Origin of the sequence: Streptomyces sp. NBC_00385 (assembly GCF_035917155.1) — a bacterium.
GTDB lineage: Bacteria > Actinomycetota > Actinomycetes > Streptomycetales > Streptomycetaceae > Streptomyces > Streptomyces poriferorum.
Genome location: NZ_CP107951.1, coordinates 7,310,879 through 7,335,676, shown reverse-complemented (window position 1 = coordinate 7,335,676; position 24,798 = coordinate 7,310,879). Strand labels below are relative to the sequence as shown.

The window sequence follows — 24,798 nt, the reverse complement described above, 5'->3', positions numbered from 1 at the left end:
CCGCTACGAACCGTCCGGCGTGCTCGCGCCGCCGTCGGTCTCCGTACGGCCCAGACGCTCGCGGACCCGGTCCGCCACATCGGCGTAGCGCGCCTCGGCCCCGTAGCGCGTGGGCCGGTAGTAGCGCCTGTCGCGGACGGCGTCCGGGGCGTACTGCTGGGCGGCGATGCCGCCGGGGACGTCGTGCGGGTAGACGTAGCCCTGCGCGTGGCCCAGCTTGGCGGCGCCCTTGTAGTGGCCGTCGCGCAGATGGGCCGGGACCGGACCCGCCAGCCCCTTCCGCACGTCGTCCTGAGCTGCGGAGATCGCCAGCGTCGCCGCGTTGGACTTCGGGGCGAGCGCCAGCGCGATGGTGGCGTGGCTGAGCGTGAGCGCCGCCTCGGGGAAACCGATCATCGCCACCGCCTGGGCTGCCGCGACCGCCGTGGGCAGCGCCGTGGGGTCGGCGAGACCGATGTCCTCGCTGGCCGAGATCATCAGCCGTCGGGCGATGAACCGGGGGTCCTCACCCGCCTCGATCATCCGGGCCAGATAGTGCAGCGCCGCGTCGACGTCGGAACCGCGGATCGACTTGATCAGCGCACTCGCCACGTCGTAGTGCTGGTCCCCGTCCCGGTCGTACTTCACGGCCGCCCGGTCGACGGTCTCCTCCAGGGTGACGAGGGTGATCTCCGCCTCCTGCTTGGACAGCGCCGCACCGGCCGCCGCCTCCAGCGCCGTCAGCGCCCGGCGCGCGTCGCCCCCGGCGATGCGCAGCAGATGCTCCTCCGCGTCCCCCGGCAGCGTCACCGCGCCGCCGAGTCCGCGCTCGTCGGTCAGGGCCCGGTGCAGCAGGCCGCGAAGATCGTCGTCGGTCAGTGACTCGAGCGTCAGCAGCAGCGAGCGCGACAGCAGCGGGGAGATGATCGAGAAGTAGGGGTTCTCGGTGGTCGCGGCGATCAGGGTGACCCAGCGGTTCTCCACGGCCGGGAGCAGCGAGTCCTGCTGCGCCTTGGAGAAGCGGTGGATCTCGTCCAGGAAGAGGACGGTCTCCTTGCCGTAGCCACCGGTGGCCCGGCGGGCGCCCTCGATGACGGCGCGCACTTCCTTGACGCCCGCGGTGATCGCGGAGAGCTCGACGAATCGTTTGTTCGTGGCCTTGCTGACCACGTACGCCAGGGTCGTCTTCCCGATGCCGGGCGGGCCCCAGAGGATCACCGACGAAGGGCCGGCCGGTCCCCCGCTCCCCTCGCCGACGAGGCGGCGCAGGGGCGAGCCCGGCTTCAGCAGATGCTGCTGACCCACGACCTCGTCGAGGGTACGCGGACGCATCCGGACAGCGAGAGGGCTGCTGGACGGGTCCTTCTCCTGGCGGTCTTCGGCAGCTGCGGTAAAGAGGTCGGGCTCCACGTTTTGAAGCCTATGTCACCGCACTGACATCCCTGCCGGGCCGGATGCCGGGCCGGCATCACCGGACGGACCGGTCAGCTGGTCCAGAAGTCCCACCAGCGGGTCAGGATCAGCATGCCGATGATGCCGATCCACAGGACCGGGGGCACCCAGTGGAACTCGGTGAGCCCGTTGCGCAGCCAGCTCGGCGCGGGAATGATCCGGTGCTTGATGTTGTGCGTGGTGACGTAGCAGAACATGAGGATCGTGGCGACCCAGGCCAGGCAGCACCACAGGCAGAGCGAGTTGATGTTGTACAGCGACTGGTACTGGAGCCAGGTGCAGAAGCCGACACCGAACAGCGTGCCCGCGTTCATCCCCAGCCAGTACCAACCGCGGAAGCGGGCTCCCGCGAGCAGCGCCAGACCGATCCCGATGATCACGGGGTAGGTGGCCATTCCGAGCATGGGGTTCGGGAAGCCGAAGGCCGACGCCTGGTCGCTCTTCATGATGTTGCCGCAGGCCACCACCGGGTTGAGACTGCAGCCCGGGACGAAGTTGGGGTCCTCCATCAGCTTGAGCTTGTCGATGGTGATGACCCAGGCGGCGAGAAGTCCGGCAGCGCCCGTGATGACCAGCAGCAGTGCCAGCGCGCGACTGCCGCCGATGGTCCTCTTCCCGCCGTCCTCGTCCTGGTCGGAGGAGGGATGGTCAACCGCTGCAGTCGTCATATCGCCGTTCCGTCAGTGAGTGGCCTGCTGGGGCACGGTCATTGTGCCGTACGGCCGCACCGGGCTTCCGTTCGATGGGCATAAAGACGCGCGTACGGATGCGGGCGCACCGGGCCCCGGAACGAGGGGGTACAGGGCAGTCACCGCCGTGACCCGGGGCTCCGTCCACGCTCTCGGGCGGGGTACGGCCCACCCGTTGGTGTCACGTCCGCCGCCGGACCGGAATCGCCCGGCAGGATGAACGGGCAGCCGTCAGGTTGACGGCGGGGGAACGGGGCGCCCGCAGCCCGCCGTTGAGGGGCGCCCGGCGCTCCCTGTCGTGGGCGGACCCAGCGGTCCGCCCACGACAGGTGGTTCACGCGAGGCGGGTACGGACCGCCTCGGTCACCTCGGCCAGGGGCACGGCCGTCTGCTCGCCGGACTCCATGTCCTTGAGCTGGACGTTCCCCTCGGCCAAATCACGCTCGCCGGCCACGATGGTGAAGCGCGCGCCCGAGCGGTTGGCGCTCTTCATCGCTCCCTTGAGGCCGCGGCCCCCGAACGCGAAGTCAGCGGCCACGCCCTCGCGGCGCAGCTGCGTGACGACGCCGAACAGGACCCGCCGCGCCTCCTCGCCGAGCGGTACGGCGAAGACGCTGGTGGTGGAGGGCAGTTCGAGCTCGATGCCCTCCGCCTCCAGCGCGAGCACGGTGCGGTCCACGCCGAGCGCCCAGCCGACCGACGGCAGCGCGGGGCCGCCGATCATCTCGGACAGGCCGTCGTAGCGGCCGCCGCCGCCGACGGCCGACTGCGAACCCAGACCGTCGTGGACGAACTCGAAGGTGGTGCGGGTGTAGTAGTCGAGGCCGCGGACGAGCTTCTCGTCGTCCTCGTACACGACACCTGCCGCGTTGAGCAGGTCCCGGACCTCCTCGTGGTACGCCTTGCAGGCGTCGCACAGGTAGTCGCGCAGCACGGGTGCGCCGGTCAGCTGCTTCTGGACCTCGGGGCGCTTGTCGTCGAGGACCCGGAGCGGGTTGATCTCGATGCGCCGGCGGGTCTCCTCGTCGAGGTCGAGCTCGCGCAGGAAGCCCTGGAGCGCGTCGCGGTAGACGGGCCGGCACTCCTTGTCGCCCAGCGAGTTCAGCAGGATGCGGAACTCGCGCAGGCCCAGGGTGCGGTACGCCTGGTCGGCCAGGATGATCAGTTCGGCGTCCAGCGCCGGGTCCTCGGCACCGATCGCCTCGGCGCCGACCTGCGAGAAGTGGCGGTAGCGGCCCTTCTGCGGGCGCTCGTAGCGGTAGTACGAGCCGGAGTACCAGAGCTTCACCGGCAGGTTGCCGAGCTTGTGGAGGTTGGCCTCCAGGGCGGCCCGCAGCACGGACGCGGTGCCCTCGGGGCGCAGGGCGAGCTCGGAGCCGCCCTTGGTGGTGAGGGTGTACATCTCCTTGGTCACGATGTCGGTGGACTCACCGACGCCGCGGGAGAAGAGGGCCACGTCCTCGAAGCCGGGGGTCTCGATGTAGCCGTAACCGGAGTTCTTCAGCGGTGCGGAGATCGCCTCGCGCACCGCGAGGTACTTCGCGGAGTCGGGCGGGGTCAGGTCGTACGTGCCCTTGGGGGCCTTGAAGGTGCTCACGATGTCGCTCTCGTCACATTCCTCGTCGGGGCGCGTCCATACCGCTCAGATACGGATTGGTGGCGCGCTCGCGGCCGATGGTCGTCTGGGGGCCGTGGCCGGACAGCACCACGGTCGAGTCGTCGAGCGGCAGGCACACACGGGCCAGCGACTCGAGGAGCTCGGCGTGGTCGCCGCCGGGCAGGTCGGTGCGTCCGACGGAGCCGGCGAAGAGCAGGTCGCCCGAGAAGAGGACCTGCGGAACGTCCGCGACCTCGGGCATCCTGAACGTCACCGACCCCTTCGTATGGCCGGGCGCATGCGAGACGCCGAACTCCATACCGGCCAGCAGCAGCTGCGCGCCGTCGCTCAGCTCCTTGACGTCGTCCGGCTCCCCCACCGTCAGTTCGCCCATGAGCGGCATCCCGATGGAGCGGCCGAGGGCCTTCTCCGGGTCACTCATCATGTAGCGGTCCTCGGGGTGGATCCAGGCGGGGACGTCGTGCGCGCCGCACACCGGCACGACCGAGGCGACATGGTCGATGTGGCCGTGGGTGAGGACGACGGCGACGGGCTTCAGCCGATGCTTCTTCAGCGCTTCCTCGACACCGGAGGCGGCCTGGTGGCCCGGGTCGATGATCACGCACTCCTCACCTGCGGCGGGGGCGACCAGGTAACAGTTGGTCCCCCAGGCCCCGGCGGGGAACCCGGCAATGAGCACGATCGTCCTTAATGGTCGTCCGACGAGGGAGGTCGGCTGCGAGGTCGCAGCAGTTCAGAGCCTACCGGCGCTCCTCATTCCACAGCTAACCCATATACGGTACGGGGCAACCCAGGCCCGATCACACGACGTACAAGGAGATCACCCGGTGGTCAGCAGCGATCAGCGGCGGCGGCAGCTCGCCAGGGAGAAGTTCGAGCGGCAGCAGCAGCGCCGGGAGGACGCCCGTCGGAGGACGAGGCGGCTGACCGTCGTCATCGCCTCCGCAGTGGCCGTGGTGGCGGTCATCGGCGGTGCCACGTACTTCGCCACGAGCGGCGACGACGACAAGGACAGCAAGGCGGATGCGGCCGCGAGCCAGAGCCCGTCGGCCTCTCCCTCGCCTTCGGCGAGCGAGAAGACGGTGCCCGAGCCCGCGATGAAGATCGACAAGAAGTCGAAGTACACGATGTCGCTCAAGACCAGCCAGGGCGACATAGCGTTCGAGATGGACGCCGCGAAGACCCCGCACACCACGAATTCCTTCAAGTCCCTGGCGGACAAGAAGTTCTTCGACGGGACGAAGTGTCACCGGCTGACCACGGACGGCATCTTCGTCCTGCAGTGCGGCGACCCGAAGGGTGACGGGACCGGTGGTCCCGGCTACACGATTCCCGACGAGAACCTGACCGCGCTGGGCAAGGCGGGCGCCGACGGCACGGTGACGTATCCGGCCGGCACGGTGGCGATGGCCAACACCGGCCAGGCGCACACCGGCGGCAGCCAGTTCTTCCTCGTCTACAAGGACAGCAAGCTGCCGCCCAGTTACACGCCGTTCGGCACGATGGACAAGGACTCCCTGAAGGCCGTCGAGGCCATCGGCAAGGCGGGGGTGACCGGCGGCGGTGCCGACGGTGCGCCGACGAAGGCCGTGAACATCTCGAAGGCGGCTGTGGACAAGGCCTGAGCCCCGGGCAGACCCGGCAGGAGCCGCCCGGCAGTCGTCCGGCGCGGCCGGACAGGACCGTCGGTCCAATTTCGGCCGTGCTGAGTGCGGACAGCCGGGCGGCCTGTCGCCTAGATTGGCGTTGTGCAGGGCGGGCGCGGCCCGCCCCAGGAAACTGTGGACGATGCCAGGGGGGCGAACCCCCTCACGGGCATCAGGTGGAGGAGGCGCTGTGAGCAGCGACCCGTGGGGCCGTGTCGACGAGACAGGCACCGTGTACGTGCGTACAGCCGACGGCGAGCAGGTCGTCGGATCGTGGCAGGCCGGTTCTCCGGAGGAGGCCCTGGCTTATTTCGAGCGCAAGTACGAGGGCATTGTGGTCGAGATCGGCCTCCTCGAACGGCGGGTGAAGACCACCGACCTGTCGGCGAAGGACGCGACGACCGCCATCGAGCATCTGCGCGGCCAGGTCGACGAGCATCACGCCGTCGGCGACCTGGACGCGCTGCGCAAGCGGCTGGACGCGCTCGTCGCGACGGTCGACGCGCGGCGCGAGGAGCGCAAGGCCCAGAAGGCGAAGCAGACCGACGAGGCGAAGCACGCCAAGGAGGCGCTGGTCGTCGAGGCCGAGGAGCTGGCGCAGAGCGAGCAGTGGCGCTCCGCGGGTGAGCGGCTGCGCGCACTCGTCGACACGTGGAAGGGCCTGCCGCGGCTCGACCGCAAGTCGGACGACGAGCTGTGGCACCGCTTCTCGCACGCGCGCTCGGCGTTCTCCAAGCGCCGCAAGGCCCACTTCGCCTCGCTGGACGCCCAGCGCGAGGAGGCCCGCAAGGTCAAGGAGAAGCTGGTCGTCGAGGCCGAGGCGCTCTCCGGGTCCACGGACTGGGGCGTGACCGCGGCCCGCTACCGCGACCTGATGACCGACTGGAAGGCGGCGGGCCGCGCCCAGCGCGAGGCCGAGGACGACCTGTGGGAACGCTTCCGCGGCGCCCAGGACGTCTTCTTCGCCGCTCGCAGCGGGGTCTTCGCGGAGCGTGACGCGGAGCAGGGCGAGAACCTCAAGCTCAAGGAGGAGCTCGCCGTCGAGGCCGAGAAGCTGGTGCCGGTGAAGGACCTGAAGGCGGCCAGGGCCGCGTTCCGGTCCCTCAACGAGCGCTGGGAGGCCATCGGCCACGTACCGCGTGACGCCCGTCCGAAGGTCGAGGGGCGGATGCAGGCGGTGGAGCGGGCGCTCCAGGAGGCCGAGGAGTCGGAGTGGCGCCGGACCAACCCGGAGGCACGGGCCCGTGCCGCGGGTCTGACCGGGCAGCTCCAGGCGGCCGTCGACAAGCTGCGTACGCAGATCGACAGCGCTCGCGCCTCGGGCAACAACGCCCGTGCCGACAAGCTGGCCCGTGAGCTGGAGGGCCGTCAGGCGCTCCTGGACCAGGCGCTCAAGGGCCTGGAGGAGTTCGGGGGCTGACGCCCGTCCGCCGGTACGAAAGGAGGGCCCCGGTACGCGTCGCGTACCGGGGCCCTCCTCGTCGTCGCTACGGCCGGCGGGCCGAGGTCACCCGGTAGACGTCGTAGACGCCCTCCACGCCGCGTACGGCCTTCAGGACGTGTCCCAGGTGCTTGGGGTCGCCCATCTCGAAGGTGAAGCGCGAGGTGGCCACCCGGTCGCGCGACGTCTGCACGGCCGCGGACAGGATGTTGACGTGCTGGTCGGACAGGATCCGGGTGACGTCGGACAGGAGCCGGGACCGGTCCAGTGCCTCGACCTGGATGGCCACCAGGAAGACCGAGGACTGGGTGGGCGCCCACTCGACCTCGAGGATCCGTTCCGGCTGCTGCGAGAGCGAGTCCACGTTGACGCAGTCGGCGCGGTGCACGGAGACGCCGCTGCCGCGGGTGACGAAGCCGATGATCGGGTCGCCGGGCACGGGCGTACAACAGCGGGCCAGCTTGACCCAGACGTCCTCGACACCCTTGACGACCACGCCCGGATCCGCCTTGGCGCGGCGCTTGTTGCGTCCGTGCGAGGGCGGGGAGCTCTCCGCCAGGTCCTCGTTGGCCGCGTCCTCGCCGCCGAGGGCCTGCACCAGTTTCTGTACGACGCCGGCCGCCGCCACATGTCCCTCGCCGATCGCGGCGTACAGGGACGAGATGTCGGGGTAGCGCATCTCGTGGGCGAGAGTGACCAGGGAGTCGCCCGTCAGGATCCGCTGGATCGGCAGGTTCTGCTTGCGCATCGCCCGGGCGATGGAGTCCTTGCCCTGCTCGATCGCCTCGTCACGGCGCTCCTTGGAGAACCAGGCACGGATCTTGTTGCGGGCACGCGGTGACTTGACGAAGCCGAGCCAGTCGCGGGAGGGCCCGGCTCCGGCCGCCTTGGAGGTGAAGACCTCCACCAGGTCGCCGTTGTCGAGCGTCGACTCGAGCGGTACGAGCCGCCCGTTGACCCGTGCTCCTATGGTCCGGTGGCCGACCTCCGTGTGGACGGCGTACGCGAAGTCGACCGGTGTCGCCCCCGCGGGAAGCGCTATGACGTCGCCCTTGGGCGTGAAGACGAAGACCTCGTTGCGGGAGAGGTCGAAGCGCAGGGACTCCAGGAACTCGCTGGGGTCCTCGGTCTCCTTCTGCCAGTCCAGGAGCTGGCGCAGCCACGCCATGTCGTTGACGGTGTCCTGGCCGCGTCCGGTGTTCTTGGGGACGTCGGTGCGCACCTTGGAGGCGCCCGCGACGGCTTCCTGCTTGTACTTCCAGTGCGCGGCGATGCCGTACTCGGCTCGGCGGTGCATGTCGAACGTACGGATCTGCAGCTCGACGGGCTTGCCGCTGGGGCCGATCACCGTGGTGTGCAGCGACTGGTACATGTTGAACTTGGGCATCGCGATGTAGTCCTTGAACCGGCCGGGGACCGGATTCCATCGCGCGTGCACCGTGCCGAGCGCCGCGTAGCAGTCACGGACCGTGTCGACGAGCACCCTGATGCCGACCAGGTCGTAGATCTCGGCGAAGTCCCGGCCCCGCACGATCATCTTCTGGTAGACGCTGTAGTAGTGCTTCGGCCGTCCGGTGACGGTGGCCTTGATCCGGGCGGCGCGCAGGTCGGACTGGACCTCGTCGGTCACTATGGCGAGGTATTCGTCGCGCTTGGGGGCCCGCTCGGCGACGAGGCGGACGATCTCGTCGTACATCTTGGGGTAGAGGATCGCGAAGGCGAGGTCCTCCAGCTCCCACTTGATGGTGTTCATGCCCAGGCGGTGGGCCAGGGGGGCGTAGATCTCCAGCGTCTCGCGGGCCTTCTTCTCCTGCTTCTCCCGCTTGAGGTACCGCATGGTGCGCATGTTGTGCAGCCGGTCGGCGAGCTTGATGACGAGGACCCTGGGGTCCTTGGCCATGGCGACGACCATCTTGCGTACGGTCTCGGCCTGCGCGGCCTCACCGAACTTGACCTTGTCCAGCTTGGTGACGCCGTCGACCAGCAGGGCGACCTGATCGCCGAAGTCACGGCGCAGGGTGTCCAGGCCGTACTCGGTGTCCTCGACCGTGTCGTGCAGCAGCCCCGCCATCAGAGTGGCCGGATCCATACCCAGCTCGGCGAGGATCGTCGTCACGGCCAGCGGATGCGTGATGTACGGGTCGCCGCTCTTGCGCTTCTGGCCCCGGTGCCAGCGCTCGGCGACCTGGTACGCCTTCTCGATCTGGCGGAGCGTGGCGCTCTCGATCTTGGGGTCGTTGCTGCGGACGGTACGCAGCAACGGTTCCAGGACCGGGTTGTACGGACTGGAGCGCTGCACGCCGAGGCGGGCCAGCCTGGCCCGGACCCGGTTGGACGAGCCGCCGCCGGTACGGGCCACCGGGCCCGCGGGCGTCGCCGCCGGCTTGGCGGGCGGCTTGGGTGCGGTGGGGGCCGGGGCGGCAGGGACGGCCGGCTGCGCGGGGGAAGCGGGCGCGGGCCCGTTCGCCTCGGCCGGGGCCGGGCCCGTGCCCGGCTCGGGCGCCGGGGGCTTCGGCTTCTCCGCGGGCTGCTGCTTCGCGGGCGTGGCTGGGGCCGCCTCGGGCTTGTCGGGCTGCGGGGCGGCGACTGGCTGGGCCTCGTCTGGCAAGAGCGCTCCTCGTGCGGATCCGGACACCCGGAAAGGCCATCGTATCGACCCTGCGGCCGGAGCTCCCCCGGGGACGGGGAGAGCCCTCACAACGCGGAACGGGCACCCGGTTGTTCCCGGGTGCCCGTCGCGTGGTGCGGTCGGCTGTTCCGACTGCCGTCCGGCTGCCGCTCAGACCCTGATCAGGGCCTCCAGCGGGGCGCCCCGCAGGTGCGGTGCCAGGGCTTCCCGGCCGGCCAGGAAGCCCAGCTCCATGAGGACGCAGACGCCGGCGACCGAGGCTCCGGCCCGCCGGATCAGCTCCAGGGAGGCACCGGCGGTCCCACCGGTGGCCAGGACGTCGTCGATGACCATGACACGGTCGTCGGCCGACAGGTCCTCCGCGTGGATCTCGATCTCCGCGGTGCCGTACTCGAGCTCGTATGCCTGGCCGAGCGTGGCTCCCGGCAGCTTCCCGGCCTTGCGGACGGGAACGAATCCGAGACCGGCCCGTACCGCGACCGGTGCGGCCAGGATGAAGCCGCGGGCCTCCAGACCGACGATCTTCGTGGCGCCGTGCCGTACGCACAGTTCCGCGAGGGCGTCCGTGAGAGCCGTGAACGCGACCGGGTCCGCCAGCAGCGGGGTGATGTCCTTGAACATCACGCCGGGCTTCGGGTAGTCCGCCACGTCACGGATCCGGCTGAGCAGCAGTTCCCTGGTGCTCTCGGTGGTGCTGGTCATCGACGCTTCCCCGGAGTCCGTCCGTGGCCCCTCGGGGGCTCCTGGCGCTGTCCGACGACCGCACCGGCGGGCGCGGCGTCCTCGGTCCGCTCGTCCTCCTGCTCGGCCTCGTTCAGCTCACCCTTGGCCGCGGCCGCGGCGCGCTTGGCGAGGATCCGCTTCTTCAGCGCCTTCATCTGCGGTTCGCGTTCCTTGAGGTCGGCGACGAGCGGAGTGGCGATGAAGATCGAGGAGTACGCACCGGCGGCGAGGCCGACGAAGAGTGCCAGCGAGATGTCGTTCAGCATGCCGGCACCGAGGACACCGCCACCGATGAACAGCAGACCGGCGACCGGCAGCAGGGCGACGACCGTGGTGTTGATCGAACGGACCAGCGTGCCGTTGATGGAACGGTTGGCGATCTCGCTGTACGTCCACCGGGTCTGCTTGGTGATCCCCTTCGTGCCCTCCTTGAGGCTGTCGAAGACGACGACCGTGTCGTAGAGGGAGTAACCGAGGATCGTCAGCAGACCGATCACCGTGCCCGGGGTGACCTCGAAGCCGACGAGCGCGTAGACACCGACCGTGATGGTGATGTCGTGGATCAGCGCGACGAGGGCCGCGATGGCCATACGCCATTCGAAGGCGATCGCCAGGTAGATCACGACGAGGACCATGAAGACGCCGAGGCCGGTCCAGGCCTTGTTGGCGATCTGCTCACCCCAGCTGGGGCCGACCAGATCTGCCGCGATCTTCTCCTCGGACACGTCGAGACCCTTGGCGAGTTCGCCCTTGATCTCGTCGGACTTCGCGGTGTCGACCTCGGTGATCTGAATGCGCAGACCGCCGTTGCCCAGCTTCTGGACGATGGCCTGGTGCCCCGAGGCCTCGGTCGCGAGGTCCTCCGCGGTGTCCACGGAGACGCTCGTCTTCGGGGTGGTGAAGACGGCCCCGCCCTTGAACTCGATGCCCATGTTCAGGCCGCTGACCGCCAGGCCGACGATGGCCGTGATGGTGATCAGGATCGAGACGCCGTACCAGATCTTGCGCTTGCCGATGAAGTCGTAGCCGACCTCGCCGCGGTAGAGACGGGCGCCGAGATTGCCGAGTCGCGACATCTCACGCCTCCTTCGGGTCGGTGGGGGCGTTGACACGGCGCGAACGGCGAAGCGGGGGCTTGGCGCCGAGCCGCTTCGGGTCCAGTCCGGACCACGGGTGACCACTCGCGAAGAACTTCGTGCGGGCCATGATCGTCATGACGGGCTTGGTGAAGAGGAAGACCACGACCACGTCCAGCAGGGTGGTGAGACCCAGCGTGAACGCGAATCCCTGGACCTTGCCGACGGTGACCACGAACAGGACCGCCGCCGCCAGGAACGACACGAAGTCGGAGACCAGGATGGTGCGCCGGGCGCGCGGCCAGGCCCGTTCGACGGCCGGGCGGAGTGTGCGGCCCTCGCGGATCTCGTCCCGGATACGTTCGAAGTACACGATGAACGAGTCCGCGGTGATACCGATCGCGACGATGGCGCCACAGACCGCGGGCAGGTTCAGCGCGAAGCCGATAGCCGGGCCGAGGAGCGACATGATCGTGTAGGTCAGGATGCCGGAGACCAGGAGGCTGAGGAGCGCGATGAACGCCAGTCCGCGGTAGTAGGCCACCAGGTAGATGACCACCAGGGCCAGGCCGATGGCACCGGCGATGAGGCCTGCGCGGAGCTGCTCGCCACCGAGGGCGGCGGTGACGGTGGTGACGCTCTGCTCCTGGAAGGAGAGCGGCAGCGCACCGTAGGAGAGCACGTTGGCCAGTTCCTCGGCGGACTGCTGGGTGAAGCTGCCCGAGATCTCGGCGTTCTTGCTCAGCGCCTGGCTCACGGACGGCGCCGAGACGACTTCGCCGTCGAGCGCGATGGCGAACTGGTTCTGCGGCTGCTGCTGCTGGGCGAGCTTGCCCGTGGTCTTGTTGAACTTCTTGGAGCCGCCGTCGGTGAACTCCATCTGGACGATCCACTGACCGGTCTGCTGGTTGATCGCGGCCTTGGCACTGTCCACGTCCGTGCCGTCGACCTCGGCCGGGCCGAGGACGTACTTGGCGCTGCCGTCCTGCTCACAGGCGACGACCGTGTCGGTTGCCTTGGAGCCCTGGCTCGCCTTGGAGCGGGAGGCCTTGCTGGAGCAGTCCAGCGCCTCGAACTTCTTCTGCAGATCGGCGGCGGCCGCCTGCTCCTCGGCGGAGGCGGTCGGGGTGGCGCTCGCCTCCGGCGTGGTGCTGGCCTTCGGCGAGGGCGTGGGGTCCGCCTTCAGGGCGCCGGTGACCGCGCGGCCCTGCGTGGTGGCGCTGGTGCTGGGCTTCGCGGACGGGCTCGCCTTGTCCGAGGCCGAGGCGCTCGGATTCGCGGACGGGCTGGCCTTGTCCGTGGACGAGGCGCTCGGCTCGGGCGTCGGCGTTCCCTGGGCGACGGTCAGCACGGGCCGGAAGTAGAGCTTGGCGGTCGTACCGACCTGCTCACGGGCCTGGGCGGAGTTCGTGCCCTTGGGGATGTTGACGATGATGTTGCTCTCGCCCTGGGTCTGAACCTCGGCCTCGGAGACACCAAGACCGTTGACGCGGCGTTCCATGATCTGGACCGCCGTGTCCATGTTGGTCTTGTTGATCGCCGACTCCTGGCCGGGCTCGGCCTTCGCCTCCAGCGTGATGGACGTGCCACCGGCCAGGTCGATGCCGAGTCGCGGCGTCGGCTGGTCGGCAAGGAACATCCCGCCGGTGAGAGCGACCATGGCGATCAGGATCAGAGCCAGGGAACGCCCCGGCCTGCCCTGACCGCCGGCCGGTCCTCGGCCCTTCTTCGGTGCTGCCACCTTCTCGTTTCTCCCTGTCCAACCGCCCCGCGCCGGGTACGCGCCCGAGCGGCCACGAAGTTTAGTGGGGACCCGCCCCCGCAGAAGACCGCACGGTCCGGGGATGGCCGGATGCCTGTGGGCTCACGGCATCCCCGGGTCGTGTGCTACTTCGCGTCGGCCTCGCCGTCGGCCTTGCCATCGGACTTCTTGTCGGCCTTGTCGTCGGCCGGCTCCGCGTCGTCCGCCTCGGTCTTCTTGACCAGGTCGGTCTTCGCGTCGTCGTCGGCTGCCTCGTCGGCCTCGGTCAGCGAGGAGGCGTCGTCCGGCACGACCGTGCCGTCGACGTCGAGCTCCTCGGTGTCGCCGTGGACGATGCGGTTGTACTCCGCGTCGTCGAGAACGGCGCCGATGGCGTTCTTCGCGTAGATGGCGTGGACGCCGGGGGCGACCTCAAGGAGGACCGTGTCGTCGTGAAGCTCCTTGACGGTGGCGTACATGCCCCCGATCGTCCGGACGCCGGTGCCGGGCTGCATTTCATTGCGCATGTTCGCAGCCGCCGCCTGCTTCTTCTTGGCGGACCGCGTCATCAGGAACATGGCCCCGATGAGCACGATGAAGGGGAGGAGAGTCACGGGATTCACGGGACGATTTTCCTTCGCACGACCGCGCTGGAAGGCGGCCTGGTCTACGGGGGTGGGTACACCGACCTTTAAGGGCGGCATCGGCGGAGTCTAAGCGAGTCCGCATCGATGGAACAACGCCCAGCATGGCACCGTGGTTCCTCTGTGGGTCAACCTGTGATGCATCACGCCCCGAACAGGCCCTGTTGTCCCTTTCCGCCGTGCTGTGGAGGCACCAGCCCGAGATGAGCCCAGGCGGCCGGGGTGGCGACGCGCCCCCGAGGCGTCCTGGCCAGCAGTCCTTCCCGTACGAGGAAGGGCTCCGCGACCTCCTCGACCGTTTCGCGCTCCTCACCCACGGCCACCGCGAGGGTGGACAGGCCCACCGGGCCGCCGCCGAAGAGTTTCAGCAGGGCGCCGAGCACCGCCCGGTCCAGCCGGTCCAGGCCCCTGGCATCGACCTCGTACACCCTGAGGGCCGCGGCGGCGATCTCGCGGTCGATCCGGCCGTCGGCCTTGACCTGGGCGTAGTCCCGGACGCGGCGCAGCAGCCGGTTGGCGATGCGGGGCGTGCCGCGGGAGCGCCCGGCGATCTCGGCGGCGCCCTCGACGTCTATCGCGACGTCCAGGAGGCCCGCCGAGCGGTGAATCACCCGTTCCAGTTCGGTGGGGGCGTAGAACTCCATGTGCCCGGTGAAGCCGAAGCGGTCGCGCAGCGGGGGCGGCAGCAGTCCGGCCCGGGTGGTCGCGCCGACCAGGGTGAAGGGCGGCAGCTCCAGCGGGATGGCGGTGGCTCCGGGCCCCTTGCCGACGATCACGTCGACCCGGAAGTCCTCCATGGCCATGTAGAGCATCTCCTCGGCGGGCCGGGACATGCGGTGGATCTCGTCGAGGAAGAGCACCTCGCCCTCCTGGAGCGAGGACAGGATCGCGGCCAGGTCCCCCGCGTGCTGGATGGCGGGGCCGGAGGTGATCCGGATCGGCGCGTTCATCTCCGCCGCGATGATCATGGAGAGGGTGGTCTTGCCCAGGCCGGGGGCGCCGGAGAGCAGCACGTGGTCGGCGGTGGCGCCACGGGCACGGGCCGCCTTGAGGACCAGGTCGAGCTGTTCGCGCACCTTCTCCTGGCCGACGAACTCGTCGAGGTCCTTGGGGCGCAGCGCCGCCTCGACCGCGGTGTCCTCGCCGTCCGCTCCCGCGTCGACGAGCCGCTCGTCGAGGAGCTCGTCGGTGTCGGGTCCGGTCTCGTCCCAGTTCATCTCGTCAGTCCCGCCTCGGGTGTTTCGGTGCCGTGCCGTGGGGTGCCAGGCCGGGCGTCAGGGGTGGTGCCCGGGTCCGCTCAGCGCGCGCGGTTGAGGGTCTGCAGGGCGGCGCGCAGCAACTGCGGCACGGGCGGCTGGGCGCCCTCCGCGAGGGCCGCCTCCGCCTGCGGGGCCACGGCGGACACCGCTTCGTCCGCCTCGCGGGTGGCGTAGCCGAGACCGATCAGGGCGGCCTGGAGCTGATCGCGCCAGGAGGAGGTGACCGCGGTGCCGATGCCCTGCTGGCCGATGTGGGCGCCGACGGGCTCGCCGAGTCTGTCCTTCAGTTCGAGCAGGAGTTTCTGGGCGCCCTTCTTGCCGATGCCGGAGACGGCGGTGAGCGCCTTCTCGTCGCCGGTGGCCACGGCGATGCGCAGGGCGTCCGGGCTGTGTGTGGCGAGCATGGCCTGGGCGAGCCGGGGCCCGACTCCGCTGGCGGTCTGGAGGAGCTCGAAGACCTGCCGCTCGTCGTCGTCGGCGAAGCCGTAGAGCGTCAGCGAGTCCTCCCGTACGACGAGGGAGGTGGCGAGCTTGGCCTCCTTGCCGGTACGGAGGCCGGCGAGGGTGTTCGGTGCGCACTGGACGGCCATGCCGATGCCGCCGACCTCGATCACGGCCGTGGTCGGACTGAGCGCGGCGACGGGGCCGCTGACGAAGGCGATCATCGGGGGACCTTCCGGACGGGGGCTGCTGCGGTGCGCGGGACGCGCGGGGTACGGGCAGCCGCTGCGGCCGCCGCGTGCGCCTGCTGGAGGCGGTTGAGCGCGGGGGCGCGCCAGATGTGGCAGATGGCGAGGGCGAGGGCGTCGGCGGCGTCCGCCGGTTTCGGCGGGGCGTCCAGGCGCAGGAGCCGGGTGACCATGGCGCCGACCTGCGCCTTGTCCGCGCGCCCGCTGCCGGTGACGGCGGCCTTGACCTCGCTGGGCGTGTGCAGGGCGACCGGGATGCCGCGACGCGAGGCGCAGAGCATGGCGACGGCACTGGCCTGGGCGGTGCCCATCACCGTACGGACGTTGTGCTGGGCGAACACCCGCTCCACGGCGACGAATTCGGGCCGGTGCTCGTCGAGCCACTCCTCGATGCCGCGCTCGATGGCCACCAGCCGGTGGCCGAGCTCCGCGTCCGCCGCGGTGCGCACGACGCCCACCCCGATCATCGTCAGGGGCCGGCCGGCGACGCCCTCGACGACTCCGACGCCGCACCGGGTGAGCCCGGGGTCCACGCCGAGTACCCGCACGATTCGCCCCCTCCCTGCCGATCGGTCAACTGTTCCCGCAGGCTATCGGCTCGCACTGACAATGCGACGGGCCGACGGGGTGTGTCCCCGTCGGCCCGTCCACGGAATGCCTCGCCGGTCGCCCGGCAGCCGTTCAGGCGTCGACCTTCTCCATGACCTCGTCGGAGACGTCGAAGTTGGCGAAGACGTTCTGCACGTCGTCGCTGTCCTCCAGCGCGTCGATCAGCTTGAAGATCTTGCGCGCGCCCTCTTCGTCGAGGTCGACCTGCATGGTGGGCAGGAAGTTGGCCTCGGCCGAGTCGTAGTCGATGCCCGCCTCCTGGAGCGCGGTGCGGACCGCGACCATGTCGGTGGCCTCGCTGACGACCTCGTAGCTCTCACCGAGGTCGTTGACCTCCTCGGCGCCGGCGTCGAGCACCGCACCCAGGACGTCATCCTCGGACAGTTCGCCCTTGGGGACGATGACGACGCCCTTGCGGTTGAACAGGTACGAGACCGAACCCGGGTCGGCCATCGAACCGCCGTTGCGTGTCATGGCGACACGTACGTCGGACGCGGCACGGTTGCGGTTGTCGGTGAGGCACTCGATGAGCACCGCGACACCGTTGGGGCCGTAGCCCTCGTACATGATCGTCTGGTAGTCGACGCCGCCCGCTTCGAGACCGCCACCGCGCTTGACCGCGGAGTCGATGTTCTTGTTCGGGACCGAGCTCTTCTTCGCCTTCTGGATCGCGTCCACAAGGGTCGGGTTGCCCTCGGGGTCCACACCTCCGGTGCGGGCCGCGACCTCGATGTTCTTGATCAGCTTCGCGAAGAGCTTGCCGCGCTTGGCATCAATCACGGCCTTCTTGTGCTTCGTTGTAGCCCATTTAGAGTGGCCGGACATCTGCCTTCTCCTTCGCGTCACCAAATTCCGTACGAACCCGAGAGATCCTACCGGGGTCGAGTCAGGTGACTGCGCGCACCATGTCGACGAAGTACGCGTGAACCCGGTGGTCCCCGGTCAGTTCCGGGTGGAATGACGTGGCAAGGGCGTTTCCCTGCCGTACCGCCACGATGTGCCCGCCGTGCTCGGCCACCACCTTGACCTGCGCGCCCACGGACTCGACCCACGGGGCCCGGATGAAGACGCCCTCGACGGGGCCGCCCTCGATCCCGGCGACCTCGACGGCCGCCTCGAACGACTCGTTCTGCCGCCCGAAAGCGTTACGCCGCACGATCATGTCGATGCCGCCGAGGGTCTCCTGGCCCGAGCGCGGGTCGAGGATCTTGTCGGCGAGCAGGATCATCCCGGCGCAGGTGCCGTAGACCGGCATCCCGGCCCGTACCCGCTCGCGGAGCGGTTCCAGCATGCCGAACAGGGCGGCCAGCTTGGACATCGTGGTGGACTCGCCGCCCGGAATGACCAGGCCGTCGACCTCGGCGAGCTCCTCGGGACGCCGGACCGGCCTGGCCAGGGCGTCCGCCGAGGCCAGGGCGATCAGGTGTTCCCGTACGTCGCCCTGGAGAGCCAGGACTCCGATCACAGGGGTGTCGCTCATCAGTGACTACCAGCCGCGGTTGGCGTAGCGCTCGGCCTCGGGCAGCGTGTCGCAGTTGATGCCGACCATGGCCTCGCCCAGGTTGCGGGAGGCGTCCGCGATGATCTTCGGGTCGTCGTAGAAGGTGGTGGCCTTCACGATGGCGGCGGCACGCTTGGCCGGGTCGCCGGACTTGAAGATGCCGGAGCCGACGAAGACGCCCTCGGCGCCGAGCTGGCGCATCAGCGCGGCGTCGGCCGGGGTGGCGACGCCACCCGCGGAGAAGAGGACGACGGGCAGCTTGCCGAGCTCGGCGACCTCCTTGACCAGCTCGTACGGGGCACGGAGGTCCTTGGCTGCGGCGTACAGCTCGTTGTTGTCGTAGCCGCGCAGGCGGGCGATCTCGTTCTTGATCTGGCGCAGGTGGCGGACAGCCTCGACGACGTTGCCGGTGCCGGCCTCGCCCTTCGAGCGGATCATGGCCGCACCCTCGGCGATGCGGCGCAGGGCCTCGCCCAGGTTGGTGGCACCGCACACGAACGGGGTGGTGAACGCGAACTTGTCGCTGTGGTTGACCTCGTCGGCCGGGGTGAGGACCTCGGACTCGTCGATGTAGTCGACGCCGAGGGACTGCAGCACCTGGGCCTCGACGAAGTGACCGATGCGGGACTTGGCCATCACCGGGATGGAGACGGACTCGATGATCTCCTCGATCATGGTCGGGTCCGACATCCGGGCCACGCCGCCGTCCTTGCGGATGTCGGCCGGAACCCGCTCCAGGGCCATGACGGCCACGGCGCCCGCGTCCTCGGCGATCTTCGCCTGCTCGGCGTTGACGACGTCCATGATCACGCCGCCCTTGAGCTGCTCGGCCATGCCGCGCTTGACGCGGGCGGTACCGGTGGCGGGGGCGTCGGCGGACTGCGGGGTGGCGGGATTCGTGGACACGGATCGACCTCACTGGGAGAAAGAGCTGCTGAATGTGCGGGGCTGATGCACTGCTGAGCAAACTCTCCGGCACCAGTCCACAGCAAGGGCCAATGGGAGGCCGGTGGATCGTTTTGGCCCGGTGGATCGTTTTTGGGCAGGGGGAATCGGTTTTTGGCCTGCTGGATCGGTTCGGTCCGGGGTGGCGGGCGCGGGGCGTGCCGCGCCCGCCGCCGTCAGCTGACCGGGCGGTCCGCGAGGGCGACCGGCGGCTCGTCGTCCATCTCGAAGGCCAGCGGGAACGGGGCGTGTCCGGCCAGCCGGCACCAGCGCACGGTGCGGTGACGGCGCAGCGCCCGGGCCGCCCGCACCGCGTCGTTGTGGAACCTGCGCGCCATCGGAACCCGGCGCACGGCCGCGGCCAGCTCGGAGGCGGCCTCCTCGCCGCCCGGGATCTCCTTCACCGCGTCGACCTGTGCCCGCTCGCCGAACACCGCGCGCAGGGCGGTGCTGAGCTCGCTCTCGGCGACCTCACGGTGCTCCTCCTCCGACTGCCGGGCGGCGTGCGCGGCCTCGTAGAGCACGATGGAGGCCGCCGGGTCGAGGACACCGGACGTGGCGAGTTCCTGGGTGACCGAGGCGCGGCGCAGGAGTTGGGCGTCGAGGGCGGCCCGGGCCGCGTCGATCCGGGTGTGCAGCCGGTCGAGACGGCCCGCGGTCCAGCTGAGGTACAGGCCGATCGCGATGAGCACGACGGCGGTCCAGATGAGGGTTTCGGTCACGGGCGCAAAGGCTACCGGTGAGCGGGCGCCGGACAGCCGCCCCGGGCGGCGCGGGTACCGTCCCGGGAGGCGCTCAGTCCCGGGCCAGCCCGAACCGGGCCCGCAGCCCCGTGCGTTCGTCCGTCGCCACCGACGCGGCCCCGTCCGCCACCGTCTCGTACACCGCGAGGATGTCCGCCCCGACCGTCGACCAGTCGAAGCGCCGCACGTGCGCGCTGCCCAGCTCGGACAGCTCCGCACGCCGTTCCGGGTCGCCCAGCAGCCGGATCGCCGAAGCGGCCAGGGCGTCCGCGTCCTCGTTGGCGAACAGTTCCCCCGCCGTCCCCAGGTCCAGGACCTGGGCGAACGCGTCAAGGTCGCTGGCCAGGACCGGTGCGCCCGCCGACATGGCCTCGACGAGGATGATGCCGAAGCTCTCGCCGCCCGTGTTGGGCGCGACGTACACGTCGACGCTGCGCAGCAGCCGCGCCTTGTCCTCGTCGCTCACCATGCCGAGGAACTCGACGCGCGCGCGCATCTCCTTCGGGAGCGAGGCCACGGCCTCCTCCTCGTCGCCCCGGCCCGCCACGAGCAGCCGGGTGTCCGGGCGTGCCGCGAGGATCGCGGGCAGCGCGCGCATCAGGACGGGCAGTCCCTTGCGTGGCTCGTCGATGCGCCCGATGAAGCCGATCGTGCCGCCCTGCCATTCGGGCCTGGGCTCGGCCGCCGCGAAGAACCCGACGTCCACCCCGTTGGGGATGACGACCGCGTCGCCGCCCAGGTGCTCGACCAGGGTCCGGCGCGCGTACTCGCTGACCGCGATGCGCGCGCTGATCTTCTCCAGCGCCGGCTGGAGGATCGGATAGGCGGCGATCATCGCCCGCGAGCGCGGATTGGACGTGTGGAACGTGGCGACGATCGGCCCCTGCGCCGCCCAGCAGGTCAGAAGCCCCAGCGAGGGCGAGGTCGGCTCATGGATGTGGATCACGTCGAACGTGCCGTCGTGCAGCCACCGCCGCACCCGGGCAGCGGACAGGAAGCCGAAGTTCAGCCGGGCGACGGAGCCGTTGTACGGGACGGGCACGGCCCGGCCCGCGGACACCACGTAGGGCGGCAGCGGCGTCTCGTCGTCGGCCGGGGCCAGCACGGAGACCTGGTGGCCGAGCCGGATCAGATGCTCGGCCAGATCACGGATGTGGAACTGCACGCCGCCCGGAACGTCCCAGGAGTACGGGCAGACGATGCCGATCTTCACTGCTGGTCTCCGATGGGTCCGAGGTCCGCGAGCCAGAGCCGTTGCAGCATGTGCCAGTCCTCGGGGTGCGCGGCGATTCCGGTGGCGAAGGCATCGGCCAGCGCCTGTGTCATCACAGACGTCCTCTCCGTGCGGTCACCTGAGCCGGGTACCTCGACGGGCGGATGGATCCGCGCCTTCATCACCGGCGTGTCGTCGTACGAGAGCGTGACCGGCAGCAGCAGGGCACCGGTCTGCTGAGCCAGCAGCGCCGGACCTGCGGGCATCCGGGCCGTGTCGCCGAAGAACGTCACCTCCACGCCCGAGGCCGACAGGTCACGGTCGGCCACCAGGCAGACGAGGCCGCCCTCGCGCAGCCGGCGCGCCAGCGTCCCGAACGCGGTCCCTCCGTTGTGCGCGAGCACCTCCATGCCGAGGCCCTCGCGGTACGCCACGAACCGGTCGTACAGCGACTCGGGCTTGAGCCGCTCGGCGACCGTGGTGAACGGAACCTTCAGGTCCGTGGTGACCCACGCGCCCGCCAGGTCCCAGTTGCCCAGGTGCGGCAGGGCGAGGACGACCCCGCGTCCCGCGTCGAGCCCTTCGGTCAGCCGGTGTGCGTCCGTCACGTCGATGGACGCCTTGATCCGCTCCGGCGTCCAGGTGGGCAGCCGGAACGACTCCATCCAGTAGCGCATGTACGAGCGCATGCCGGCCTTGGAGAGTGCCGCGAGCCGGGCCGGACTCGCGTCCGGCACGACCCGCGCCAGGTTCGACTCCAGCCGCAGCACACTCTTGCCGCGCCGCTTCCACACCTGGTCGGCGATGGTGCGGAACAGCGCCTTCGCGACCGGTTCGGGCAGCTTCTTGACCGCGGCCCAGCCCAGCCCGTACAAGCCGTCGCTCAGCCGATCACCGGCACCGGGCTTCGTGTCCCCGGGCACGCCGCTCACTGAGCCGCCTCGCTCCCCCGGTCCCCCGCAGCCGATACCGCGGCGGCCGCGTCGGCCTCGGCGGACTCACGGCGCACGGTCACGACCCGCTGCACCAGCGTCACCAGGCTGCCGACGGCGACGATCCACAGAGCGATCGGGAGCAGGATGTCGATCCCCGGCACACCGAACGCGTGCAGGCCCGCCAGACCGGCGGCGACCAGTGAGATCACCAGGCGCTCGGCACGCTCCACGAGTCCGTTGACCGCGACCGGCAGCCCGATCGACTCGCCGCGCGCCTTGGTGTACGAGACCACCTGGCCGCTCGCCAGGCAGAAGATCGCGACCGCGCACAGGACGTTGTCGTCGCCACTGCCCGCGTACCAGAGCGCGAAGCCGGCGAAGATCGCCCCGTCGGCGACCCGGTCGAGCGTCGAGTCGAGGAACGCGCCCCAGCGGCTGGAGATGCCCGCCTGTCGCGCCATGTTGCCGTCGACGAGGTCGGAGAAGACGAAGATCGTGATGACGATCGTGCCCCAGAAGAACTCCCCCATCGGGAAGAAGACCAGCGCACCTGCCATCACCCCGGCCGTGCCGATCAGAGTGACCGCGTCAGGGCTCACGCCCAGACGCAGCAGCAGTGCGGCGAACGGCGTGAGGACACGCGTAAAAAATGCACGCGCGTACTTGTTCAGCATGGCCTTCCCGAGGGTCGGTGGGCCGCATGGCCCCATCGGCCACCGGCTGGCCCATCGTAGTCACGACCGCGGGGATCCACTGTCCGGGCACCCTGGGAGAGACCGTCGGCCCGCCGTGGACGTGACTCCCGGTTCCGTACGACGGTGTACGGCGTATGGACGCAAGCCGGACACAGTGCCAAGCTCGGAACTACCGCGGGCGTCGTCGTAGCCGCCGCGGCGGCTCTCCTTCGTGCCCGCGCGGCCACTCCCCATCCCGCGCCGGCGGTCCCCCCGCCCGGCGCCACCACCCGGGAGGCACGCGTCATGGGCGACAAGGCACACACGCACACCGGAGCCGCCGGAAGAGCAGCCACGGCCGACCATCCCTCCGCCATCAGGAACGTGGTGCTGGTCGGCCACAGCGGATCAGGCAAGACCACTCTCGTCGAGGCCCTCGCACAGACCGCGGGCGCGGTCAACCGGGCCGGCCGGGTCGAGGACGGGACCACGGTCTCCGACCACGACGGGATCGAGCAGCGACGGCAACGCTCGATATCACTCACCCTCGTCCCCGTGGAATGGGACGGAGTCAGGATCAACCTGCTGGACACTCCCGGATACGCCGACTTCGTCGGGGAGCTCAGGGCCGGTCTGCGCGCGGCGGACGCGGCGCTCTTCGTCGTCTCGGCCGCCCAGGAGGCCGACGCCGTCGCCGCCACCACCCGCGCCGTGTGGGAGGAGTGCGCGGCGGTCGGCATGCCGCGCGCCATCGTCGTCACCCACCTGGACACCGCCCGCACCTCCTTCGACGCGATGACCCGGATCTGCGGCGAGATCTTCGGCGGCGACGACCCCGACGCCGTGCTGCCGCTCTACCTGCCGGTGCACGGCCCCGAGGCCGCGGACGGACACGCACCGCTGACCGGGCTCACGGGGCTGCTCTCGCAGCGGATCTTCGACTACTCCGGCGGGGAACGGCAGGAGCGGCCACCGGCCGAGTCCCAGCAGGCGCCCCTGGCGGATGCCCGCAACCGGCTGATCGAGGGGATCATCGCCGAGAGCGAGGACGAGACCCTGATGGACCGCTACCTCGGCGGCGCCGGCATCGACATCAGGACACTCGTCGACGACCTCGAACGCGCGGTCGCGCGTGGCACCTTCCACCCCGTCCTCACCGCCGCCCCCGCCGCCGACGGCGCCCGTCAGGGGATCGGCACCGTCGAACTCCTCGACCTGATCACCGGCGGCTTCCCCACCCCGCTCGAACGCCCGCTGCCCGCCGTCACCACCCTGCACGGCGCCTCGCTCCCCGCCCTGGACTGCGACCCGCAGGGTCCCCTGGCAGCCGAGGTCGTCAAGACGGACTCCGACCCGTACATCGGCCGGCTCTCGCTCGTACGCGTCTTCTCCGGCACCCTGCGCCCCGACGACGCCGTGCACATTTCCGGCCACGGACTCGACGACCCCGGTCACGAGGCCCGACCCCTCCACGAGACCGAGATCCGCGTCGGGGCCCTCTCCTCCCCCTTCGGCAAACAGCAGCGGCCCGTCACCGCCTGCATCGCCGGCGATCTCGTCTGCGTCGCCCGGCTGGACACCGCAGAGACCGGCGACACCCTGTCCGCCCCCGACCATCCTCTGCTGATGCAGCCGTGGACGATGCCCGACCCCCTGCTGCCGCTCGCCATCGAGGCACACGGCAAAGCCGACGAGGACAAGCTCTCCCAGGGGCTCGCACGCCTCGTCGCCGAGGACCCGACCATGCGCCTGGAACAGAACCAGGACACCCACCAGGTCGTCCTGTGGTGTCTCGGGGAAGCCCACCTGGACGTGGCACTGGACCGGCTGCGCACCCGCTTCGGCGTCCAGGTCGACGCCGTCCCCCACCGCGTCGCCCTGCGCGAGACGTTCGCCGGGCCGTCCACCGGACGCGGCCGCCACGTCAAACAGTCCGGCGGCCACGGGCAGTACGCCATCTGCGAGCTCGACGTCGAGCCGCTGCCCCCCGGCTCGGGCATCGAGTTCGTCGACAAGGTGGTCGGCGGATCGGTACCCCGGCAGTTCATCCCCTCCGTCGAGAAGGGCGTCCGCGCCCAGGCCGCCCGCGGTCTGACCACCGGACATCCCCTGGTCGACGTCCGCGTCACGCTGCGGGACGGCAAGTCGCACTCCGTGGACTCCTCCGACGCCGCCTTCCAGACGGCGGGCGCCCTGGCTCTGCGCGAGGCCGCGGGCGAGGCCCGCATCCAGCTCCTGGAACCCGTCGCCGAGGTCCGTGTACTGATCCCCGACGACTACGTCGGCCCGGTGATGAGCGACCTCTCCGGCCGCCGCGGCCGCGTGACCGGCACCGAGCAGTCCGGCACCGGACGCACCCTCGTACGGGCCGAGGTCCCGGAGCTGGAGATCGGACGCTACGCGGTCGACCTGCGCTCCCTGTCCCACGGAACCGGCCGGTTCGGCCGCTCCTACGCCCGCCACGAGGCCATGCCCCCACAGCTCGCCGACCGCCTCCACCAACAACAACAGGAGAACGGCACCAAAGGAACATAGATCCCCCGGCTGCTCACCCTCGCCCACAGCGTTGTCCACAGGGCCGGACGGGGTACC

22 protein-coding genes are annotated in these 24,798 nt (G+C 70.3%); 3 read left to right on the top strand and 19 right to left on the bottom strand.

All coding sequences use genetic code 11. From position 1 onward, the window contains the following. Positions 1-3: 3 nt before the first annotated feature. The 4 genes from OG959_RS32740 to OG959_RS32725 form a co-directional block, all read right to left on the bottom strand. The gene (locus OG959_RS32740; protein ID WP_326664298.1) at positions 4-1,389 is read right to left on the bottom strand and encodes a replication-associated recombination protein A; all 1,386 of its coding nucleotides are present in this window, start codon (positions 1,387-1,389) and stop codon (positions 4-6) included. 74 nt (positions 1,390-1,463) lie between these two features. Further along, complete coding sequence (locus OG959_RS32735) at positions 1,464-2,099, bottom strand: vitamin K epoxide reductase family protein (protein ID WP_326664296.1); 636 nt, start codon at positions 2,097-2,099, stop codon at positions 1,464-1,466. Between the two features lie 355 nt (positions 2,100-2,454). After that, a complete protein-coding gene (gene hisS / locus OG959_RS32730) occupies positions 2,455-3,717 on the bottom strand; it encodes a histidine--tRNA ligase (protein WP_148016300.1) in 1,263 nt (420 codons plus the stop codon). 13 nt (positions 3,718-3,730) lie between these two features. Then, positions 3,731-4,417: an MBL fold metallo-hydrolase gene (locus OG959_RS32725; protein WP_326664294.1), complete on the bottom strand. Its 687-nt coding sequence runs from the start codon at positions 4,415-4,417 to the stop codon at positions 3,731-3,733. A 148-nt stretch (positions 4,418-4,565) separates the two neighbouring features. Between OG959_RS32725 and OG959_RS32720 the strand changes: the two genes are divergently transcribed. After that, entirely contained in the window at positions 4,566-5,363 is a 798-nt protein-coding gene (locus OG959_RS32720) for a peptidylprolyl isomerase (RefSeq protein ID WP_326664293.1), read from the top strand. 211 nt (positions 5,364-5,574) lie between these two features. Continuing rightward, positions 5,575-6,804, top strand: coding sequence for a DUF349 domain-containing protein (locus OG959_RS32715; protein ID WP_326664292.1), 1,230 nt, complete (start codon positions 5,575-5,577; stop codon positions 6,802-6,804). A gap of 67 nt (positions 6,805-6,871) precedes the next feature. Here OG959_RS32715 and OG959_RS32710 read toward each other — a convergent pair whose 3' ends face one another. The 15 genes from OG959_RS32710 to pgsA all read right to left on the bottom strand — a co-directional run bounded on the left by OG959_RS32710 (position 6,872) and on the right by pgsA (position 22,206). Continuing rightward, entirely contained in the window at positions 6,872-9,433 is a 2,562-nt protein-coding gene (locus OG959_RS32710) for a RelA/SpoT family protein (protein WP_326664291.1), read from the bottom strand. A 171-nt stretch (positions 9,434-9,604) separates the two neighbouring features. Continuing rightward, on the bottom strand, positions 9,605-10,156 hold the full coding sequence (locus tag OG959_RS32705; protein ID WP_326664289.1) for an adenine phosphoribosyltransferase: 552 nt from the start codon (positions 10,154-10,156) through the stop codon (positions 9,605-9,607). After that, a complete protein-coding gene (secF, locus tag OG959_RS32700; protein WP_326664287.1) occupies positions 10,153-11,253 on the bottom strand; it encodes a protein translocase subunit SecF in 1,101 nt (366 codons plus the stop codon). The genes OG959_RS32705 and secF overlap by 4 nt, the downstream gene beginning before the upstream one ends. Before the next feature lies 1 nt (position 11,254). After that, positions 11,255-12,994 (bottom strand): protein translocase subunit SecD, encoded by a 1,740-nt coding sequence (gene secD, locus OG959_RS32695; protein WP_326664285.1) that lies wholly within the window; start codon positions 12,992-12,994, stop codon positions 11,255-11,257. Between the two features lie 146 nt (positions 12,995-13,140). Further along, entirely contained in the window at positions 13,141-13,617 is a 477-nt protein-coding gene (yajC, locus tag OG959_RS32690; protein WP_306069493.1) for a preprotein translocase subunit YajC, read from the bottom strand. A gap of 164 nt (positions 13,618-13,781) precedes the next feature. Next, positions 13,782-14,855: a Holliday junction branch migration DNA helicase RuvB gene (gene ruvB, locus OG959_RS32685; protein WP_326664282.1), complete on the bottom strand. Its 1,074-nt coding sequence runs from the start codon at positions 14,853-14,855 to the stop codon at positions 13,782-13,784. 80 nt (positions 14,856-14,935) lie between these two features. Then, entirely contained in the window at positions 14,936-15,562 is a 627-nt protein-coding gene (gene ruvA, locus OG959_RS32680; protein WP_219570308.1) for a Holliday junction branch migration protein RuvA, read from the bottom strand. Then, complete coding sequence (gene ruvC / locus OG959_RS32675; protein ID WP_219570309.1) at positions 15,559-16,134, bottom strand: crossover junction endodeoxyribonuclease RuvC; 576 nt, start codon at positions 16,132-16,134, stop codon at positions 15,559-15,561. Before ruvC ends, ruvA begins: the two co-directional genes overlap by 4 nt. A gap of 133 nt (positions 16,135-16,267) precedes the next feature. Then, positions 16,268-17,020 (bottom strand): YebC/PmpR family DNA-binding transcriptional regulator, encoded by a 753-nt coding sequence (locus tag OG959_RS32670; protein WP_123468415.1) that lies wholly within the window; start codon positions 17,018-17,020, stop codon positions 16,268-16,270. 61 nt (positions 17,021-17,081) lie between these two features. After that, a complete protein-coding gene (pdxT, locus tag OG959_RS32665) occupies positions 17,082-17,675 on the bottom strand; it encodes a pyridoxal 5'-phosphate synthase glutaminase subunit PdxT (RefSeq protein WP_326664281.1) in 594 nt (197 codons plus the stop codon). 6 nt (positions 17,676-17,681) lie between these two features. Further along, positions 17,682-18,602 carry a pyridoxal 5'-phosphate synthase lyase subunit PdxS gene (pdxS, locus tag OG959_RS32660; RefSeq protein ID WP_148016286.1) on the bottom strand — a complete coding sequence of 307 codons (921 nt, stop codon included), beginning with the start codon at positions 18,600-18,602 and terminating at the stop codon, positions 17,682-17,684. Positions 18,603-18,817: 215 nt separating this feature from the next. Beyond that, positions 18,818-19,363, bottom strand: coding sequence for a hypothetical protein (locus OG959_RS32655; protein WP_326664280.1), 546 nt, complete (start codon positions 19,361-19,363; stop codon positions 18,818-18,820). Positions 19,364-19,436: 73 nt separating this feature from the next. Beyond that, entirely contained in the window at positions 19,437-20,597 is a 1,161-nt protein-coding gene (locus OG959_RS32650; protein WP_326664279.1) for a glycosyltransferase family 4 protein, read from the bottom strand. Next, positions 20,594-21,520 (bottom strand): phosphatidylinositol mannoside acyltransferase, encoded by a 927-nt coding sequence (locus tag OG959_RS32645; protein ID WP_442805676.1) that lies wholly within the window; start codon positions 21,518-21,520, stop codon positions 20,594-20,596. Before OG959_RS32645 ends, OG959_RS32650 begins: the two co-directional genes overlap by 4 nt. A 5-nt stretch (positions 21,521-21,525) precedes the next feature. Beyond that, a complete protein-coding gene (gene pgsA, locus OG959_RS32640) occupies positions 21,526-22,206 on the bottom strand; it encodes a phosphatidylinositol phosphate synthase (RefSeq protein ID WP_148016282.1) in 681 nt (226 codons plus the stop codon). A 306-nt stretch (positions 22,207-22,512) separates the two neighbouring features. On the opposite strand from pgsA, the gene OG959_RS32635 reads away from it, so the two are divergent. Then, positions 22,513-24,741: an elongation factor G-like protein EF-G2 gene (locus OG959_RS32635; RefSeq protein ID WP_326664276.1), complete on the top strand. Its 2,229-nt coding sequence runs from the start codon at positions 22,513-22,515 to the stop codon at positions 24,739-24,741. The last annotated feature ends 57 nt before the right edge of the window (positions 24,742-24,798 follow it).

Bases quoted from the DNA above. Each gene is read 5' to 3' on its own strand.
- pgsA (WP_148016282.1), bottom strand. From the start codon at position 22,206: ATGCTGAACAAGTACGCGCGTGCATTTTTTACGCGTGTCCTCACGCCG.
- pdxT (WP_326664281.1), bottom strand. From the start codon at position 17,675: ATGAGCGACACCCCTGTGATCGGAGTCCTGGCTCTCCAGGGCGACGTA.
- OG959_RS32705 (WP_326664289.1), bottom strand. From the start codon at position 10,156: ATGACCAGCACCACCGAGAGCACCAGGGAACTGCTGCTCAGCCGGATC.
- secF (WP_326664287.1), bottom strand. From the start codon at position 11,253: ATGTCGCGACTCGGCAATCTCGGCGCCCGTCTCTACCGCGGCGAGGTC.
- OG959_RS32735 (WP_326664296.1), bottom strand. From the start codon at position 2,099: ATGACGACTGCAGCGGTTGACCATCCCTCCTCCGACCAGGACGAGGAC.
- ruvA (WP_219570308.1), bottom strand. From the start codon at position 15,562: ATGATCGCCTTCGTCAGCGGCCCCGTCGCCGCGCTCAGTCCGACCACG.
- OG959_RS32635 (WP_326664276.1), top strand. From the start codon at position 22,513: ATGGGCGACAAGGCACACACGCACACCGGAGCCGCCGGAAGAGCAGCC.
- ruvB (WP_326664282.1), bottom strand. From the start codon at position 14,855: ATGAACTGGGACGAGACCGGACCCGACACCGACGAGCTCCTCGACGAG.
- OG959_RS32670 (WP_123468415.1), bottom strand. From the start codon at position 17,020: ATGTCCGGCCACTCTAAATGGGCTACAACGAAGCACAAGAAGGCCGTG.